Origin of the sequence: Arthrobacter sp. D5-1 (genome assembly GCF_017357425.1) — a bacterium.
GTDB lineage: Bacteria > Actinomycetota > Actinomycetes > Actinomycetales > Micrococcaceae > Arthrobacter.
In genome coordinates, this window is the sequence record NZ_CP014571.1 from 2,631,430 (window position 1) to 2,650,010 (window position 18,581).

Genomic DNA, 18,581 nt, shown 5'->3' on the forward strand with positions numbered 1-18,581 from the left:
GTCCTTTGAATTCAGGCCAGGCGTGTACTTAAGCGAGAAGTGATGGCTTCAGCTTCTGGAGCCGGCCGAGGAGTCCATTGATGAACGCCGGGGACTCGTCCGTGGACATCGTCTTGGCAAGGGCCACGGCTTCGCTGACAGCTACACCATCCGGAACCTCGTCATTGTAGAGAAGTTCCCACGCGCCGATCCGCAGAATGATCCGGTCCACGGACGGCATCCGTTCCAGCGTCCAGCCCTGGGCATACGTCTCCAGGAACTCATCGATGGTTGCCTGCATGGAGACAACACCCTCGACGATTTCCACCGTGTAAGGGTTGATGACCAGGTCAGTCTTCTCCCGGCGCGCCGTCATGGCGTCGAATGCCGGGACGGAGCGCTGCTCCGCCTCGAAAAGTACTTCAAGAGCCCTGCTACGGGCTTTACCGCGTGCGCTCACTAGTCGTTGACCCGGCCCAAGTAGCTGCCATCGCGGGTGTCGACCTTGACTTTGGTGCCCTGCTCGACGAACAGCGGAACCTGGATCTCGTAGCCGGTTTCAACGGTGGCCGGCTTGGTGCCTGCCGAAGAGCGGTCACCCTGGAGGCCCGGCTCCGTGTAGGTGATTTCGAGGACAACGCTCGGGGGCAGTTCAATGTACAGCGGGGTGCCCTCATGGATGGCAATGTTGACCATCTGGTTTTCAAGCATGAAGTTGGTGGCGTCGCCAACCGTTGCACCGGAGACGGTGATCTGGTCGTAGTCCTGGGTATCCATGAAAACGAAGTCTTCGCCATCCTGGTACAGGTACTGGTAATCACGGCGGTCAACCGTGGCGGTTTCGATCTTCAGACCGGCGTTGAAGGTCTTGTCGACCACCTTGCCGGACATGACGTTGCGCATCTTGGTGCGGACAAAGGCGCCACCCTTGCCAGGCTTGACGTGCTGGAACTCGATAATGTTCCAGAGCTGGCCCTCGAGCTTCAGTACGGTCCCGTTCTTGATGTCGTTTGTGGTTGCCACTCGTATCCTCTGGTTATCGCACTGGTTCTAGCTGCCAGCTATCTATGCCAAGCAGGCGTACCAATCGGCCCGCCAGCGCGTATTTATCAAAAATCCAAGAACCATTCTACCGGCAAATACGCCGGGGGCTTGCGGGGCGTGTTTCCGCGTGCGTCAGGAAGCCAGTTCCAGCACATTCCGGGCCCTTTGAAGGGCAACGGCGGAGGAATAGATCAGCGCGGCATCAGCAGCCATGGCGACGCGCAGGTCCAAGGCTTTGGCGAACTCCTCGGATGCAGCCAGGGCGTTCCCGCTGACGAAGTATGCCCGCCCCAGGTACTGGTGGACGATCGCTTCCTTCGAGCTGCCCTGGACGTCCTGCAAGAGGTGGCGGAACAACTGTATGGCGCGGTCCAGCCGGTTGGTGGCACGGTGGACTTCCGCCTCGAAGATCCTCAGTCGGAACGACTCGGGATCCTTGTAGCGGGCTTCGGCCAACAGTTCGGCTGCCTCGTTGGGCTGATTTTCCAACAGCAATGCCATGATGCGGTCAGCGGGATCATCAGAGGCGGCAAGTGCCGTCTCCATGACTTCCTCGTTGACTATCACGGGCAGGAGGGTATCGGGATTGGTACGAACGCCCGGGAAGCCGGCTGTTGGCCAGTCGCTGACGCCTTCCCGCACGGCGACACTCATGATGCGATTTCCTGGTAGGCCGCAAACAGGAGGGAGGTATCGGGAACGTCCAGGATGCCAGGCTTGGCAACGCCGTCAAGGACAACGAACCGCAGAAGGTCGCCCCGCGACTTCTTGTCCCTGCGCATGCCATCCAGCAAACCCTGCCAGCGGTCACGCCGGTAAGTGATGGGCAGTCCCAGGCTTTCCAGGATGGTGCGGTGACGATCTGCATCGGCATCCGACAACCGCCCCACGCTGCGCGACAACTCGGCGGCGAACATCATGCCCACTGAGACAGCAGCACCGTGGCGCCAGGAGTAGCGCTCCACGAGTTCAATGGCGTGTCCCAGCGTGTGGCCATAGTTCAGGATTTCGCGGAGGCCGGATTCCTTGAGGTCCTGTGACACGACATCTGCCTTAACCGTAATGGCCCGCTCGATGAGTTCCCGGACAACGTCCGAGGACGGGTCCATCACTGCGTCGGTGTTCTTCTCAATCAGGTCCAGGATGGCGGGATCAGCAATGAACCCACACTTGATGACCTCGGCCATGCCGGAGATGAGCTCGTTCTTGGGCAGCGTCTGAAGCGTGTCGAGGTCTGCCAGGACGGCAGCCGGCGGGTGGAACGATCCCACGAGGTTCTTGCCCTCGGCTGTATTGATGCCGGTCTTTCCGCCCACTGAAGCATCCACCATGCCCAGAAGACTGGTGGGCATGTGGATGACCTTGACACCACGAAGCCATGTGGCTGCCACGAAACCGGCCAGGTCCGTCACGGCGCCACCTCCGACCGCCACGATGGCGTCAGAGCGGGTGAAGTCGTTTTGGCCCAGCACCTGCCAGCAGAAAGCAGCAACCTGAATGTGCTTGCCTTCTTCCGCATCAGGGATTTCGGCAGTCAGCGCGGTGAAGCCGGCTGTTTCCAGCTCGTCGCGAACCGTGTCCCCCGTCAGGCGGAGGGCCCGGGGATGAATGACCAGGACACGCCGGACACGCTCCCCCAGCTTTTCAGGAAGGGTCCCCAAAAGGCCGCGCCCCACTACGACATCGTAGTTTTCATTGGCGGACTGGCCAGTCACCTTGATGACAGTTGCTTCGTTACTCACTTTTCAACTTCCTCTTTCAAGGCTGCATACTGGCGCAGCCGCTCCTCCAACTGGAGGCCGATTTCCGCCACGGATCCTGAACGGACGTCCATGACGATGTCCGCGAGACGCTCATAGACAGGACGCCTCGTAGCGAACAATGCTTCCCACCGCGTCATCGCATCACCCTTCAGCAATGGCCTGCCAGTGTTGCGCGCGATGCGATCGGCAACGGTCTCCGCGTCACATTCGAGGTAGACCACCGTGCATTCTTCCAGCAGTTGCTGGGTTCCGGAGTCCAGGACCGCTCCCCCGCCCAGAGAAATAATGGCGGGCTGAACCTTGGCATTCTCGATGGACTTCGCGACTGCCCGGGCTTCAATTTCACGGAAGGCGTGCTCTCCGCGCCCCGCGAAAATATCCGCGATACTGCCGTGGGCAGCGACCACCACAGCGTCGGTATCCACGAACGGGAGCCCCAACTGCTGGGCCAACTGCTGGCCAATGGCCGACTTACCAACAGCCATAGGGCCCACCAGGACAACGGGACGGCCGGTGCAGCCGTCCAGGATCGGGCGAACCACTACCGGCCGACCGAGTCCAGGGTGGCCGGTATGTTGCCGAGGTAGCTTTGCAGGTTGCGGCGGGTTTCGGCTACGGAGTCGCCGCCGAACTTCTCGGCGACGGCCTCGGCCAGGACCAGTGCAACCATTGCTTCGGCGACTACACCGGCCGCGGGCACTGCACAGACGTCTGAACGCTGGTGATGGGCCTTGGCGGGTTCACCTGTGCTGACATCGATGGTGCGCAGGGCACGGGGAACGGTAGCAATCGGCTTCATGGCTGCACGCACGCGCAAAACCTCGCCGATGCTCATGCCGCCCTCAATACCGCCGGCGCGGTTGGTCTGCCGAACAATTTTCCCGTCAGCATCCTTCACGATTTCATCGTGGGCAGCGGAACCACGGCGCGCAGCAGTAAGGAAGCCGTCTCCGACCTCCACTCCCTTGATGGCCTGGATGCCCATCAGCGCAGCAGCCAGGCGGGAGTCAAGGCGGCGGTCCCAGTGCACGTAGCTGCCCAGTCCCGGCGGAAGTCCGTATGCCAGGACCTCAACGACACCGCCGAGGGTTTCGCCTTCCTTATGGGCGGCGTCCACTTCAGCGACCATGGCGTCGGAGGTCTGACGGTCAAAGCAGCGCAGGGGGTCCGCGTCGAGCGCCAGGACATCCTGGGGCAGCGGCAAGGGGCGGCCCTCGGGAACAGTCACGCTGGCGATGGAAACAGTGTGGCTCACCAATTCCACGCCCAGCTGCTTAAGGAACTGTGCGGCAACGGTGCCAAGGGCCACGCGGGTGGCGGTTTCCCTGGCGCTGGCGCGTTCAAGCACGGGACGGGCTTCGTCGAAGCCGTATTTCTGCATGCCCGTGAAATCTGCATGCCCTGGACGCGGCCGCGTCAGGGGTGCGTTGCGGGCTTGATCGGCAAGGATCCCGGGATCTACGGGGTCAGCAGACATGATCTGCTCCCACTTGGGCCACTCGGTGTTGCCCACTTGGATGGCTACGGGGCCGCCCTGCGTCAGGCCATGACGAACGCCACCCATGATGGTGACCTCGTCTTGCTCGAACTTCATGCGGGCACCACGTCCATAGCCCAGGCGGCGACGCGCCAGGGCATCACGGATCTGCGCGCTGGTGAGTTCAACACCGGCGGGCACGCCTTCAACAATTCCGATCAGGGCCGGACCATGGGATTCACCGGCAGTCAACCAACGCAACATATAACCAATCCTGCCATGTAAGGCTTCTAGAACACTCGCCGGGGAAGCCCGACTGAGTCGCACATCACATCTATGACGGCGGCATCCACGTCACAGCCGCTGAAGCGCCTGATCTGCTCGGCCGCTTGGTACATCAGCATCTCAAGGCCCGGGACTACGGCGCCTCCGTGACCATGCCACACCTCAGCAAGGCGGCTGGGCCAGGGATCGTAGGCAACGTCCAGCAGCACACCGGCCCCTGTTCCCGGCAACGCCGCCAACTCATCCGCCAAGGAATCGGCGGCACGCGGCGGGAATGTGGAGATCACCAGGTCGGTGCCCGCCACAGCGGTGGCTGCTTCAGTCAACGGTCTGACACGGAGGGAAATTCCGACGGCGGCTGCAGCGGCTTCCGCCTCACCGGCACGCCCTGCATCACGGACGAAGACATCCACGTGGCTGCCACCAAGTTCCTTGACAGCCGCAACGGCCGCAGCGGAGGTACCGCCGCCACCCAGGATGGCCGCGTGGGGCGTGGAAGCAACCCCGGCATACCGGACCGCCTCAACGATCCCGGCGACATCGGTGTTGTATCCAACGCGTCGCACCGCTCCGCCGTCGTGTTCAAAGACCACGGTGTTGATGACTCCCAACTGGGCGCCCGCGCCGCGGACCTCGTCAACCTCCTTGACCATGGCCGACTTCAACGGCATGGTCACTGAGAGCCCGCACCAGGAGTCATCGCCGAAGAGTGAGCCCATGAACGCTGGAAGGCCGTCCACGGTGACATCGATTGCGGAGTATTCAATGTCAACGCCCAGTTTGGCGTAGGCAGCAGTATGCAGGGCCGGTGACTTCGAATGCGAGATCGGATGCCCCAGGACTGCGGCACGACGACTCACACACACCGTCCCGGATTGGCCTGGCACCACGCGTTGTACTGCTCAACGTAGACGTTGTGCTCAGCCAGCGTCTTGGAGAACTTGGTTTCTTTGCTGTCCAGGTTGATGGTGACCCAGTACATGTAGTCGTTCTGGGTGGGTTTGGCCGCAGCATCAATGGCAGTCTTGCCCGGTGAGCCGATGGGTCCAGCCGGCAACCCAACATTGGCGTACGTGTTGTACGTATTGGACTTATCAGCCTTTTCTTCCTCCGTGAGATGGAAGGATTTCTTGCCGAGTCCGTAGGTCACCGTGGCGTCAGACTGGATCAGGCCGCTGGTTTCCACATTGTTTGGCTTGAGCCTGTTGTAGATGGCGCCGGCCACGTTTCCATAGTCCGCTTGACCGCCTTCTGCCTGCACAATACTGGCGATGGTCACGGTGTCGTACTGCTTGCCCGGTTCCGTGATTCCCTGGGACTTGAGCTCATCCAGCGTGGTAGTGGCCAACTTTTGGATGATGTCCTTGGCCGGCGTGCCGAGCGGAAAGCGGTACTCCCCCGGGGCCAGGAAGCCTTCGAGGTTCTTGGCCTTGGACGGAATGCCGAACTGTGCCGGGGCCTGGTTGAGCGCGTTGAGTTCCTGCATGGAGATACCCGAGCCCTTGGAAATGGCTTCCAGCGACTCATTAATGCGAAGGCCCGCACTGAGGGCGAAGTACATCACCTTGGATGCGTCCTTGTTGACCAGGACATCCACTGCGTCGGAATTCTTCATCTCGGTACGGAAGGTGAACTCGCCCGGGGACAATTCGCCGCCGTCGTTAAGGAATTCCTTGACGAAGGCATCGGCGTCGGCCACCACTTTGTTCTCGACGAGTGCTACGGCCACCGCCTTCGGTCCGGAGCCTTCGGGCACGGTGATGTTGACCGAGCCCGTACCTGGGCCCGGATAGTCGGTGACCTTGTCCATGCCCAGCAAGGGCTTGAGGAACTGGGCCCCGATGGCTATTGCGGCAACGAAGACACCCAGCGTGATCAGCAGGGCAAGGACGCGACGACGGCGGCGGGCCTTCTTGACCGCTGCCTTGGAGGAAGCCGTCTGCTCGACAGGGGCGATGAGGTCGTGGTGGTGTTCATCCTGGTGAAGACCATCGACGAGGTGCTCATCGTGGTAAAGATCGTCCGGGTGGTGTTCATCGTGGTGAACCCCATCCGCGTGGTGCTCATCATGAAAATCGCTGTGCGGCCCATGCCCGGCGACGTCGTGCGTAGGGTCAGAGTCCTCATGCCCGGGGTGGTGATGTCCTTCCACCTCGTGGGCTTCAGCGCCCTCCAGGTGATTCCCGCCATGATCCGGTTCAGCCGGGTGCGCTTCCTCCGGAGTCTCAACGGACGGCGATTCGTCAGTGGACGCCGGGGTGGGCTCGTCGGCAGGACTCGGCGCTGTAGACACTGGTTGCGCGGCGGGAACGGGAGGAGCAGCAGGCTTTGACACGGGAACGGGTGGAACAGCCGGCACAGGTGGCGCAACCGGAGCCGGGGGCACCGCGGGAACAGGATTGGGCAGTTCAGGCTCACGGTCTGCGGACGCAGCGGCTTCCCCGGGGGTCGCTTCGGGAACGGGTACGACGTTATGGTTCTGCGTGGCGAGGAATCGTTCCCGCGCCCGCAGCTCTTTGCGGGTCAGCGGCATACCGCCGCCGGCGGTACCGCTGGAGGGGTCGTTGTTGACCGGGCTCACAGTTGCAGTCCCCTCGTAGAAGAATCGGGTTCACGGCCGGAGGCAGCCCGCAGCGTTGGGGCACTGCTGGGCTTATCGGATTGCGCCGGTGCCTGCACTCGGCGGCCAACGTCCGTTCCTCTGGCTTTTTGCATGTCAATTGCGTGCTGCAGTATTCCAGCAGCGGCAACCTGATCAACCACTTTACGGTGGTTCCTGCTGCTCATGCCAGCTTGATGCAGGTTGCGGTGTGCCGTGACGGTCGAAAGCCGCTCGTCCACAAGGCTCACGGGGATGTCCAAACCAACCCGCATCAGTTCGTTGGCGAGGAGTTCGGCGTACGCGGTGGCCATGTCTGCCGAGGCACGTTCCTCACCCTTCATGGTGCGGGGAAGGCCCACAAAGATCTGCACCGCAGGCAGTTCAGCGGCGTGCTTGACCACGAAGCGGACGTCGGAGTTCTTCTTGGCGTCGCGTAAAACAGTCTTGAAGGGTGTGGCCAGGATTCCGTCGGGATCGCAGATGGCGACGCCTACACGGACGGTGCCGACGTCTACCCCCAGCTTGATGCCCCGGGGGTAGACGTCACCGTGAGTACTTGCAGCCACCGTCAGCGCTTGGCTATCGCATCCACCACCGCTGTGAGGGCCTCAGGGACCTTCCCAGCGTCGGCGCCGCCGCCTTGGGCGACGTCGTCTTTACCGCCACCGCCACCGCCAAGGATGCCGGCAGCAAGGCGAACCAGCGCGCCGGCCTTGACGCCTGCTTCGCGGGCGGCCTCATTGGTGGCGATGAGGATCACCGGGCGGTCATTGCTGACGCCTGCCACAGCCACCGTGGCAGCCTCCGAGCCGAGGCGGCTGCGGAGGTCCAAGGCGAGATTCCGGAGATCGTCGGCACCGCCGACCTGACCGGCGTCGTGGGCTACTACGCGCACACCCGCAGCGTCCTTTGCAGTGCCCACAAGGTTTGCGGCAGCCGCGGCCAGCTGCTCCTTGCGAAGGCGGTCGAGTTCCTTCTCCGTTGCCTTCAGCTTGCTCAGCGTGCTGGAAATGCGGTCGGCGAGTTGCCCGGAGGGAACCTTCAGGAGTTCTGTGAGCTCAGTCACCAAGGCCCGCTCGGCGGCCAGATGACGGAATGCGTCCAGGCCAACGAAGGCTTCAACACGGCGGTTTCCGGAGCCAACGGACTGCTCTCCCAGCAGCGAAAGGCTGCCGATGAGCGAGGTGTTGGACACGTGCGTTCCACCACACAGCTCGCGGGACCAGGCGCCGTCGATCTCCACGACGCGCACTTCGCTGCCATAGTTTTCGCCGAACAGTGCCATGGCACCCAGCGCCTTGGCTTCAGCGAGCCCCATCACCTTGGTGTCTACCCGGTAATTGTTCCGGATGGCGATGTTGGAGACTTCTTCGATCTCGGACCGCGTGGCTGTGCTCAGACCCTCGCCCCAGGCGAAGTCGAAACGCAGGTAGCCGGCTTTGTTGTAGGAGCCACGCTGGGTAGCTTCAGGGCCCAGGATTTGATGCAGGGCGGCGTGCACAATGTGCGTGCCGGTGTGGGCCTGCTCGGCTGCGTGGCGACGTTCACGGTCGACGGCGGCGCGCACCAACGCATCTGAGGCAATCTCGCCTTCGCGGACAATAGCCTTGTGCACGCTCAGGCCCTTGATGGGCCGCTGAACGTCCAGGACCTCCACCACGAAGCCATCGCCGGTGATGAGGCCGGTGTCAGCGGACTGGCCGCCCGCTTCGGCATAGAACGGGGTTTCGTTGAGGACCAGCTCAATTTCGTCGCCGGTGGAGGCATGCCCTACAGCACGGCCACCGCTGACGATGCCGCGGACCGTGGATTCGCCCTCAAGTTCGTCATAGCCCGTGAAGACGGTCTCGCCCTTGCCCAGGAGATCCTGGTAGGCGCTGAGGTCCGCGTGGCCACCCTTCTTACCCTTGGCATCAGCCTGTGCACGCTGGCGCTGCTCGAGCATGAGCGAGCGGAATCCTGCTTCGTCCACCTTGAGGCCGGCCTCTTCCGCCATTTCCAGCGTCAGGTCGATCGGGAACCCATAGGTGTCGTGCAGGGCAAAGGCGTCGGCGCCGGAGAGCGGAACACCGGCAGCCTTCGATTCCGCCACGGCATCCTCGAGGCGGGCCGTGCCCGAAGCAATGGTGCGCAGGAACGCCTTTTCTTCGGCGTAGGCAATGCGGCTGATCCGGGCGAAATCCGTCTCCACCACGGGGTAGACGCCCTTCATGGCGTCACGGGAGGCGGGAAGAAGGTCCGGCAGGCAGGCCTTTTCGACGCCGAGCAGCCGCATGGCGCGGACTGCGCGTCGAATGAGGCGGCGCAGCACATAGCCACGGCCTTCGTTGGACGGCGAAACACCATCAGCAATCAGCATCAGGGCAGAACGAATGTGGTCTCCGACGACGCGCATACGGACGTCGTCCGTGTGGTGCGGGTCCTCCGGAGACTCGGCCGAGGTGTACTCCCGGCCGGACAGTTCTGCAGCCTTGTCGATGACCGGGCGGACCTGGTCGGTTTCGTACATGTTCTCGACGCCCTGGAGGATCATCGCGAGACGTTCCATGCCCAGGCCGGTGTCAATGTTCTTCTGCGGGAGCTCTCCCACGATGTCGAAGTCCACCTTGGAACGGACATTTTCGATCTGGTACTGCATGAACACGAGGTTCCAGATCTCGATGTACCGGGTCTCATCGGCCAACGGGCCGCCTTCGATGCCGTAGGCGGGGCCGCGATCGTAGTAGATCTCCGAGCAGGGACCGGCAGGACCCGGCTGGCCGGTGGACCAGTAGTTGTCGGCTTTGCCCATTCGCTGGATGCGCTCGGCCGGGATGCCGGTGTTCTTGAGCCAGAGTTCCTTGGCTTCGTCGTCTTCTTCGTAGACAGTCACCCAGAGGCGCTCGGCGGGAAGTCCGTAGCCGCCGTCGTCAACGCTGGTGGTGAGCAGCTCGAACGCGAACTTGATGGCGTCTTCCTTGAAGTAGTCGCCAAAGGAGAAGTTGCCGCACATCTGGAAGAACGTCCCGTGGCGGGCCGTTTTCCCCACTTCCTCGATGTCTCCGGTGCGGATGCATTTCTGGACGCTCGTGGCACGGCTGTACGGGGGTTCTTCGCGCGCAGTCAGGTACGGAATGAACGGCACCATTCCGGCGACGGTGAAGAGAAGGGACGGGTCGCTGGAAACGAGCGACGCGGAGGGAACGGCGGTGTGGCCCTTGCTGACAAAAAAGTCCACCCAGCGTTTGGTGATCTCCTGCGACTTCATTAGCTGATTACTTACCCTTCTCAATTCACTGCACGTCATGTGCGCGGTACCGGCTGGTGCCGTTCCGCAGTTTTCCATTCTGCCCTGTTGCGGGCGTGGGAGCGAACCGCTCCGCTAGCGTCGGCTTGCTCCGGCGTCGTCAATCCCCAACGCCGCCCGAAGGTCCTCTTCCCGCTGGTGCATGCCCGTCCGGACCGCGTCGGCGAAATCGAACAAGCCATCAGCCATCCGGCCCACGGCACGGTTCAAGCCCTCAGGACCGATGTTCGCCTGGGCTTCAGTGATCTTCCGGAAGGCAATGACGCCGATGGCGACGCCGATGCCCATCCACACAATTCTTTTCATTGGTTTCTTTCTCCCTCTTATTCAGCGACTGTATAGGGCAGCTGCTGCGCAGGTCAGCGGCTGCGGCGGCCGGAGGAAGGTGCACGACGGCCGGCGAAGGCGGAACGTACGCCATAGCTGAAGGCAGCCACCTTGATCAAGGGAGAACCCACCGTGGCCGCCACCAGAGAGGACAACGCGGAGATGTTGGCCGAGGCATCGGAGACGTTCGAGGCGATCCCGTCAACCTTCTTCAGCTGCTGGTTGGTGGTGGTAACCGTAGCGGTCACTTCATCCATCAAGGGGGTTGCACCGTCGCTGATGGACCGGATGGAGGTGCGGACCTCGTCAAAAACGCCACCCAGCTTCAAGATTGGCACAGCCAACAACAACACAAGGAGCGCGAAGACTCCTGCTGCGATGAGGCCGGCGATGTCGCCACCAGACATAGAACTCTTCTCCTAGGGTTGTTGCATTGCCCTGCACCAGCCGCTGAACGGCTTTGGACAAGGCCTCCCAAGTACCTTACCCACTTTGGACCGGTACCTTACATACAAAGAAGCCCGCGGCATGTGCCACGGGCTTCTTTGTATACGCTGCTTGAATTTAGCGAGCGTAGAATTCGACGACGAGCTGCTCTTCGCAGATCACGGGGACCTCAGAGCGCTTGGGGCGACGAACCAGGCGTGCCTGCAGGGCCTCGATCTTGACGTCCAGGTACGGCGGCACGTTGTTCAGAACATGTGCGCCTGCAGCTGCCACCTGGAACGGGGGCATGACCTCGGAGCGGCTGTGAACGTGGATGAGCTGGCCTTCGCCAACGCGGAAGGACGGGCGGTCCACGCGGATGCCGTCAACCATGATGTGGCGGTGCACAACCAGCTGGCGGGCCTGTGCGATGGTGCGGGCGAAGCCTGCACGGAGCACAAGGGCGTCCAGACGCATTTCGAGCAGCTCAACCAGGTTTTCACCGGTCAGGCCCTTGGTGCGGCGTGCTTCTTCGAAGGCACGGGTCATCTGGGCTTCGCGGATGCCGTACTGGGCGCGCAGACGCTGCTTTTCGCGCAGACGTACGGCGTAGTCGGAGTCCTGCTTCTTGCGGGCACGGCCATGCTCACCGGGGCCGTACGGGCGGCGCTCCATGTACTTGGCGGCCTTGGGGGTCAGAGCGATGCCGAGTGCACGCGAAAGGCGTGCGGTACGGCGAGCACGAGTGTTGTTAGCCACTTGTGTCCTTCCAATTACTGCGGTGTGTCAGTGTTACTGGCCTCCATCAGGGAGAGCATCGGCCAACCGCTGCCTCTTGCTACTAGCCCGGGCGCACAGCACTGTTGAAGGAATCTTCAGTGGGATTGTGCGTCGGGCCATGCCAGACAAGGATCAATCGTACCATGCACAACGTGGTTGACGCCGGTGGGCCTTCGAGGGGAATGGGCGCCCTTGCCTACTCCCCACGCACTATCTTGCGGAGCCGTTCCAACCTGGCGGCAATATCCCGTTCGGCTCCGTTATTGGTGGGCTGGTAGTAGTCCTTCCCCACCAAATCGTCGGGCGGGTACTGCTGGGTTGCCACACCGTGCGGTTCGTCATGTGCGTACTTGTAGCTCTTGCCATGCCCCAATTGTTTTGCCCCGGGGTAATGCGCATCCCGCAAATGCATGGGGATGCCACCGCCAAACCCTGCCCGGACATCAGCCACCGCTTTGTTCAAGCCCATATACGCGGCATTGGATTTCGGCGCGGTAGCCAAATGGACCACAGCTTCGGCGAGGACGATCCGCCCCTCGGGCATGCCGATCAACTGCACCGCCTGGGCCGCCGCCACTGCCGTTTGCAGCGCTGTGGGATCGGCCATTCCAATGTCTTCAGCGGCGGAAATCACGATGCGTCGTGCAACAAACCGTGGATCTTCGCCCGCTTCAAGCATGCGGGCCAGGTAATGCAGCGCGGCATCGACATCCGAGCCACGGATGGATTTGATGAAAGCACTGGCGACGTCGTAATGCTGGTCCCCGGCACGGTCATAGCGAACCGCCGCGGCGTCCAAGGCACGCTCGGTATGGCGCAGTTCCACCAGCACCGGAGCGTCAGGGGTGCCGTCGCCGGCGAGCCCCGGCTCGCCGTCGTCGTTGATTGGTCCAGCGTCGCCGTCCTCCCCCGGCACGGCATCGGTACCGTCCGGTTCGGGCCCGACGGCGGTGCTGTCACCGAACGCGACCCCGGCAGCGGCTTCCAGCGCGGTCAACGCCCTGCGGGCATCGCCGCCGGAGAGGCGCACCAGATGGTCCAGCGCCTCCGGGCTGAGCTCCACACGTCCGGCAAGGCCGCGCGCATCGGCGACGGCACGTTGCAGCAGTCCCCCAATGTCGTCATCGGTGAGCGGCTTCAGCGTCAGCAACAGGGACCTCGACAACAGGGGCGACACCACCGAGAATGACGGGTTTTCCGTGGTGGCGGCGACGAGCACCACCCAGCGGTTCTCGACACCCGGCAGCAGGGCGTCCTGCTGGGCCTTGTTAAAGCGATGGATCTCGTCCAGGAAGAGGACGGTGGTTTTCTTATAGAGGTCGCGGGCCGTCAAGGCCTCATCCATGACGCGCCGGACATCCTTGACGCCTGCGGTGATCGCAGACAATTCCACGAACTTCCTTCCGGGACCCCGCGCGATCACATGGGCCAGCGTGGTTTTTCCCGTCCCCGGAGGCCCCCAAAGGATCACGGAGCTCGGTCCGGCAGGACCGGCAGCTTCGGCCCCGGCTGCCAACTGCCGGAGAGGCGAACCATGGCCCAACAGGTGCTGCTGCCCCACGACGTCGTCCAAGGTACGGGGGCGCATCCGCACGGCGAGGGGACTGCGCTGGGACGCCATCCAGTGCGCGTCGGAAGGCCCCCCGGGCGAATGCGGCGAGACCGCCGGTTCCTCCGACCCGTCGTCGTTGTCAGCACCGGCACCAAAGAGATCTTCCACATGGATAGGCTACTCATAGTTCCAGCAAAGGAGACATCCACCATGGACCGCCGAGCATCTGCCCCGCGCCACCAGGCCATCCGGACCGCCTTGGTGTCCGCCACCAGGTTGCAGGGCTGGGTGGAACGGTTCGCGGCAGGCCACGGTCCCGTGGTGGAAGACCTCCACGACGGCGGCCTCCTCCTGCGCGCAGCCGACGGAGCCACCGCGCTGCTAAAGGCGCCATGGCCATCCGACGGACGCCCCGGCCGGGGAAGCAGCGAACTCCACCGCCTCGCCTCATTGGCCGCCCAGGAACGCGGGCTGGGCCTGGTGCTGGTCCGGCGCGGCGGTTACGCTGTGGCCTCGGCCAGCGGCACCACCATCATCGCTTCCAAGAGCGGGAACCGATTCATCGATGCCAGGTCCACGGCGGAACATGCGGCCAGGATCTTCACGGAGCACCTGATGGAGTACATCGTGCCCGGCGGAGACAGGGCCTTGGTGGATCAGGTCCTTGCGCAGCCCGCCCTCAAGGCTTTCACAGGCCGCACACGGCTGGCATTCCTGGACATTCAGGAGATCAAATCCGCGGCCCTGCAGAAAGCGGCAGCAGACGCCTGCTCGATCCGGATTACTGTGACCGATCCGGGGGCGGCGGGTTAGCAGCCGCTGAGGGCACGTTTCAGGGGAGCCTGCCGGTACACGTAGCTGCCGTGGTCCACGAATCCAGCCTGCGTGTACAGCGCCTGTGCCCCGTGGTTGGCGGCCGTGACCAAAAGCCAGACCCCCTTGAGATCCCGCCCGGCACCGGCATGCAGCAACGCGGCCAGCACCTGGGCGGCGTATCCGCGCCGGCGGTGCCTGGCAGACGTCGCCATACCGTAGATACCACCCCAGCCATCAACCAGGGCGAGGCGCCCGACGGCGGCGGGGACGCCGTCGTCGTCCCTCACCATTGCGTACAGCGCCGGGCAGCCGGTGAGGATCCTGTGAGCGACCGATAATTCGGCCTCACCCCCGCGGCCATCGACGGACCACCAGAGACTGAGCCATCCCTCAGAAGGCAGTTCGAGCATCTCCACCGTCGGTTGGCAGGACGGCAATGAGTCCAGGCCGCGGAGCATGATCTTCGTTTCGGACTGCCGGGTGAAGCGGCGGCGGTCCAGGAGATCATTGAGGGCAGCACTGCGGGAGTCATCGAACACTTGGAAAATCAATGGCAGACGGCGGCGCCGGTACCACTCCGATGCGGCGGTGACGGATCGCTCAAGGTCAGCGGCAGACTCCAGGCCGGTGGCCACTGCATGACTGTCTGCACTGCCTGCACTTTTTGCACTGTCTGCCGGGTTGGCCGGCCACACAGAATTGGCCCGTTGCGTCACCCCGTTCGAAGCACGAAGCACCCACTTCACCGTGCCTTCGCCAACAAGGTCTTCACGCTCAAGGGCCGGCCAGGCCTTATCCATGAGCGTTTCCAGCACGGTTTGCTCCAGCATCCGGCAGCACCTTTCGTTGAGGGAGTCTTGGGGAGAAACGCCAAAGGCCCTCCACCGGAGTGGAGAGCCTTTGGGTGACCGTTTAGACGGTGGTGGTTTCCGGCTTGGCTGCAGGTTTGGCTTCCGGCTTGAAGTCGACGCCTGCCTCCTTGCGCTGCTGCGGAGTGATCGGTGCAGGAGCGGCAGTCAGGGGGTCGTAGCCGTTGCCCGACTTCGGGAACGCAATAACATCGCGGATGGATTCCACACCGGCGAGCAAAGCAACAACGCGATCCCAGCCCAAGGCCATTCCGCCGTGCGGAGGTGCACCGTACTTGAAGCCCTCCAGCAGGAAGCCGAACTTGGTTTCGGCGTCTTCCTTGTCAAGCCCCATGAGCTGGAAGACCCGTTCCTGCACTTCGCGCTGGTGGATACGGATGGAACCGCCACCGATCTCGTTGCCGTTGCAAACGATGTCATAGGCATACGACAGTGCGGATTCCGGGTCCTGGTCGAAGGTGTCCAGGAATTCCGGCTTGGGCGAGGTGAACGCGTGGTGCACAGCCGTCCACTGCCCTCCACCCACAGCTACGTCACCGGAAGCGACAGCTGCGGCGGCGGGCTCGAACATGGGAGCGTCCACGATCCAGACAAACGCCCAGTCGTTGGGGTCGATCAGGCCGGTACGGTGACCAATCTCCACGCGGGCAGCACCGAGCAGGGCGCGTGCCGCTGACTTCTCACCGGCGGCGAAGAAAATGCAGTCACCAGGCTTGGCGCCCACGGCGTCGGCCAGTCCGGCACGCTCTTCTTCCGTGAGGTTCTTGGCAACGGGGCCGGCGAGCTCGCCGTCCTCCTTGAAGAGCACGTAGGCAAGGCCCTTGTGTCCACGCTGCTTGGCGAATTCCTGCCAGCCGTCCAGCGTACGGCGGGGCTGCGAAGCTCCGCCGGGCATGACCACTGCGCCGACGTACGGTGCCTTGAACACGCCGAAGTTGGTGTCCTTGAAGAACTCCGTAAGCTCAGTCAGCTCCACACCGAAGCGAAGGTCCGGCTTGTCCGAGCCGTACTTGGCCATGGCATCCAGGTACGTCATGCGGCGGATCGGGGTGGGGATCTCAACGTCGATGAGCTGCCACAGAGCCTTGACGATTGCCTCGCCCAGCTCAATGACATCGTCCTGGTCCACGAAACTGGCTTCGATGTCGAGCTGGGTGAACTCCGGCTGGCGGTCCGCACGGAAATCCTCGTCGCGGTAGCAACGGGCAATCTGGTAGTACTTCTCAAAGCCACCCACCTGGAGCAGCTGCTTGAAAAGCTGCGGCGACTGCGGCAGGGCGTACCAGGAACCCGGCGCCAGACGTGCCGGGACAACGAAGTCGCGGGCGCCTTCCGGCGTCGAACGCGTCAGCGTGGGTGTCTCAATTTCGACGTAGCCACGCTGGTGCAGCAGTTCGCGGGCCACACGGTTGGCCTCCGAACGCAGACGCATGTTGCGGGCGGGGCCGGGACGACGAAGGTCCAGGTAACGGTGCTTAAGGCGTGCTTCCTCGCCAACTTCAACGTGTTCGTCGATCTGGAACGGAAGTGGCTCAGAGGTGTTGAGGATGACCACCTTGTCAGCGATCACCTCGATGTCACCCGTCGCCAGAGCCGGGTTTTCGTTGCCTTCGGGACGCTTGTTGACGGTACCCGTCACCTGCAGGACGTACTCGTTCCGCAGGCCATGGAAGACCTCTTCCTCACGGACTACCACCTGGGCGACACCGGACGCGTCACGCAGGTCAACGAATGCAACGCCACCGTGATCACGGCGGCGGCCCACCCAGCCGGCCAGGGTAACGGTTTGTCCAATGTGCTCGGAGCGAAGTGATCCGAGGTCATGTGTGCGCAGCACAGCATTCCTTTCAGCATGAAATTTATAGGGACCGCTGCAATGGCGGTCCCGTCCGAGTTTACCCGCCCCGGCCGCGGCTCCCGCCAAACGGCGGAACAAGCGATGCCGGTATCAGGCGGTGGTGACGCGGACGTGCAAGTCCTCTTCCGCCGGCGTCCATTCTGCGGGGTCGGCGTCAACCTGCTCACCGGTGCGGATGTCCTTGACTTGGTGTTTGCCGTCGTCGTCGGTAAACCACACAAACGGGATACCGCGCCGGTCGGCGAACTTGATCTGTTTGCCGAACTTCTCGGCTTTTGCAGCAACTTCGGTCGCGATGCCCCTCCCCCGCAGTTGTGCCGCGATATCCTGCGCGGAAGACCAGCTGTCGTCCGTATTCAAGGCAACCAGTACCGCTGTGGGGACCGAGCGCGATGCCGTCGCCAGTTCCTGGCTAAGGATGCGCGATACGAGGCGCGTCACACCGATGGAAAGGCCGACGCCGGGGAACTTGCGGTTGCCCTTGCTGGCCAGGGCGTCATAGCGGCCACCGGAGCAAATGGAACCGAGCTGCTCATGGCCCACCAGCACGGTTTCGACGACAGTTCCGGTGTAGTAATCCAAGCCGCGGGCGATGCTCAAATCGGCAACCACCTTTCCCGGGGCACGCTGTACGGCCGCCTGGATGACCTGCTCCAGCTCGTTGAGCCCTTCCTCCAGGAGCTCATCGGTGACGCCCAGGGCGCGGACCTGCTGGACGAAGGAGGTGTCCTCAGTGCGGATACGAGCCAGTTCCAAGGCCAGTCCGGCTTGCTCGTCCGTGGCACCAAGCTCGCTCTTCAACAGCTCTGCCACCCTCGCAGCGCCGATCTTTTCCAGTTTGTCGATGCTGCGCAGGACCCCGGCAGTGTCCGCCAGGCCGATCCCGCGATAGAAACCCTCGGCCAGCTTCCGGTTGTTGATCCGGAGCCGGAAATCCGGAATCGGCAACGCGCTCAATGCCTCGGCAATGACCAGGGCAATCTCGACGTCGTAGCGGAACGGAAGCTCGCCGTCGCCCACCACATCGATGTCCGCCTGGGTGAACTCACGGGCGCGGCCTTCCTGCGGCCGCTCGCCACGCCACACCTTCTGGATCTGGTAGCGGCGGAATGGGAATGCCAGGTAGCCGGCGTTCTCCACCACGTAACGGGCGAAGGGAACAGTCAGGTCGAAGTGCAGTGCCAAGGCGTTGGGATCCGCTTTATCTGACTTCGCAGCCTCACCCTCGTCATCCTGGAGCCGGCTCAGCCCGTAAACCTCTTTGTCGATCTCGCCTTTGCGGAGCAGCTGCCCCACAGTTTCCACTGCCCTGGTCTCGATGGACGAAAACCCATGCAACTCGAAAGTCTTGCGGAGCGTATCCAGCACGTGGAGCTCCACCAACCGCTCCTGGGGAAGCCACTCGGGGAATCCGGACAGGGAGGCGGTACGTGCCATGGTGGAAATGTCTCCTCGAAGAAAGCTGACGCTGGTATGGGACCCACAGCTTTAAAACGCCCGTACGGCGTTTACAGGGC

The 18,581-nt window shown here is 63.0% G+C and carries 18 protein-coding genes; 1 reads left to right on the forward strand and 17 read right to left on the reverse strand.

The window, feature by feature from the left end; all coding sequences use genetic code 11:
- Positions 1-28 precede the first annotated feature (28 nt).
- The 14 genes from nusB to AYX22_RS12000 all read right to left on the reverse strand — a co-directional run bounded on the left by nusB (position 29) and on the right by AYX22_RS12000 (position 13,689).
- Entirely contained in the window at positions 29-439 is a 411-nt protein-coding gene (gene nusB, locus AYX22_RS11935; protein ID WP_207593668.1) for a transcription antitermination factor NusB, read from the reverse strand.
- Complete coding sequence (efp, locus tag AYX22_RS11940) at positions 439-1,002, reverse strand: elongation factor P (protein WP_011774957.1); 564 nt, start codon at positions 1,000-1,002, stop codon at positions 439-441. The genes nusB and efp overlap by 1 nt, the downstream gene beginning before the upstream one ends.
- Positions 1,003-1,155: 153 nt before the next feature.
- Complete coding sequence (locus tag AYX22_RS11945; protein ID WP_089595231.1) at positions 1,156-1,677, reverse strand: tetratricopeptide repeat protein; 522 nt, start codon at positions 1,675-1,677, stop codon at positions 1,156-1,158.
- The gene (aroB, locus tag AYX22_RS11950) at positions 1,674-2,765 is read right to left on the reverse strand and encodes a 3-dehydroquinate synthase (protein WP_207593669.1); all 1,092 of its coding nucleotides are present in this window, start codon (positions 2,763-2,765) and stop codon (positions 1,674-1,676) included. The genes AYX22_RS11945 and aroB overlap by 4 nt, the downstream gene beginning before the upstream one ends.
- Positions 2,762-3,271 (reverse strand): shikimate kinase, encoded by a 510-nt coding sequence (locus AYX22_RS11955; protein ID WP_242703628.1) that lies wholly within the window; start codon positions 3,269-3,271, stop codon positions 2,762-2,764. Before AYX22_RS11955 ends, aroB begins: the two co-directional genes overlap by 4 nt.
- 56 nt (positions 3,272-3,327) lie before the next feature.
- The gene (gene aroC / locus AYX22_RS11960) at positions 3,328-4,527 is read right to left on the reverse strand and encodes a chorismate synthase (protein WP_207593671.1); all 1,200 of its coding nucleotides are present in this window, start codon (positions 4,525-4,527) and stop codon (positions 3,328-3,330) included.
- Between the two features lie 26 nt (positions 4,528-4,553).
- Positions 4,554-5,408 carry a shikimate dehydrogenase gene (locus AYX22_RS11965; protein ID WP_207593672.1) on the reverse strand — a complete coding sequence of 285 codons (855 nt, stop codon included), beginning with the start codon at positions 5,406-5,408 and terminating at the stop codon, positions 4,554-4,556.
- Positions 5,405-7,129 carry an endolytic transglycosylase MltG gene (gene mltG, locus AYX22_RS11970; RefSeq protein WP_207593673.1) on the reverse strand — a complete coding sequence of 575 codons (1,725 nt, stop codon included), beginning with the start codon at positions 7,127-7,129 and terminating at the stop codon, positions 5,405-5,407. Before mltG ends, AYX22_RS11965 begins: the two co-directional genes overlap by 4 nt.
- On the reverse strand, positions 7,126-7,716 hold the full coding sequence (gene ruvX / locus AYX22_RS11975) for a Holliday junction resolvase RuvX (RefSeq protein WP_207593674.1): 591 nt from the start codon (positions 7,714-7,716) through the stop codon (positions 7,126-7,128). Before ruvX ends, mltG begins: the two co-directional genes overlap by 4 nt.
- 2 nt (positions 7,717-7,718) lie before the next feature.
- Complete coding sequence (gene alaS / locus AYX22_RS11980) at positions 7,719-10,397, reverse strand: alanine--tRNA ligase (RefSeq protein WP_207593675.1); 2,679 nt, start codon at positions 10,395-10,397, stop codon at positions 7,719-7,721.
- 114 nt (positions 10,398-10,511) lie between these two features.
- Positions 10,512-10,742, reverse strand: a complete 231-nt coding sequence (locus AYX22_RS11985; protein WP_207593676.1) for a hypothetical protein — start codon at positions 10,740-10,742, stop codon at positions 10,512-10,514.
- A gap of 53 nt (positions 10,743-10,795) precedes the next feature.
- The gene (locus tag AYX22_RS11990; protein WP_011774967.1) at positions 10,796-11,170 is read right to left on the reverse strand and encodes a DUF948 domain-containing protein; all 375 of its coding nucleotides are present in this window, start codon (positions 11,168-11,170) and stop codon (positions 10,796-10,798) included.
- 157 nt (positions 11,171-11,327) lie between these two features.
- On the reverse strand, positions 11,328-11,948 hold the full coding sequence (gene rpsD, locus AYX22_RS11995; protein WP_207593677.1) for a 30S ribosomal protein S4: 621 nt from the start codon (positions 11,946-11,948) through the stop codon (positions 11,328-11,330).
- Positions 11,949-12,165: 217 nt separating this feature from the next.
- Positions 12,166-13,689, reverse strand: coding sequence for a replication-associated recombination protein A (locus AYX22_RS12000; RefSeq protein WP_207593678.1), 1,524 nt, complete (start codon positions 13,687-13,689; stop codon positions 12,166-12,168).
- 42 nt (positions 13,690-13,731) lie between these two features.
- On the opposite strand from AYX22_RS12000, the gene AYX22_RS12005 reads away from it, so the two are divergent.
- A complete protein-coding gene (locus AYX22_RS12005) occupies positions 13,732-14,334 on the forward strand; it encodes a Vms1/Ankzf1 family peptidyl-tRNA hydrolase (protein WP_207593679.1) in 603 nt (200 codons plus the stop codon).
- Here the strand turns inward: AYX22_RS12005 and AYX22_RS12010 are convergent.
- The 3 genes from AYX22_RS12010 to hisS all read right to left on the reverse strand — a co-directional run bounded on the left by AYX22_RS12010 (position 14,331) and on the right by hisS (position 18,501).
- Positions 14,331-15,167, reverse strand: coding sequence for a GNAT family N-acetyltransferase (locus AYX22_RS12010; RefSeq protein WP_207593680.1), 837 nt, complete (start codon positions 15,165-15,167; stop codon positions 14,331-14,333). The two genes, AYX22_RS12005 and AYX22_RS12010, sit on opposite strands and share 4 nt — an antisense overlap.
- 82 nt (positions 15,168-15,249) lie before the next feature.
- On the reverse strand, positions 15,250-17,043 hold the full coding sequence (aspS, locus tag AYX22_RS12015) for an aspartate--tRNA ligase (RefSeq protein ID WP_207593681.1): 1,794 nt from the start codon (positions 17,041-17,043) through the stop codon (positions 15,250-15,252).
- A 111-nt stretch (positions 17,044-17,154) separates the two neighbouring features.
- Positions 17,155-18,501, reverse strand: a complete 1,347-nt coding sequence (gene hisS / locus AYX22_RS12020; RefSeq protein WP_207593682.1) for a histidine--tRNA ligase — start codon at positions 18,499-18,501, stop codon at positions 17,155-17,157.
- Between the last annotated feature and the right edge of the window lie 80 nt (positions 18,502-18,581).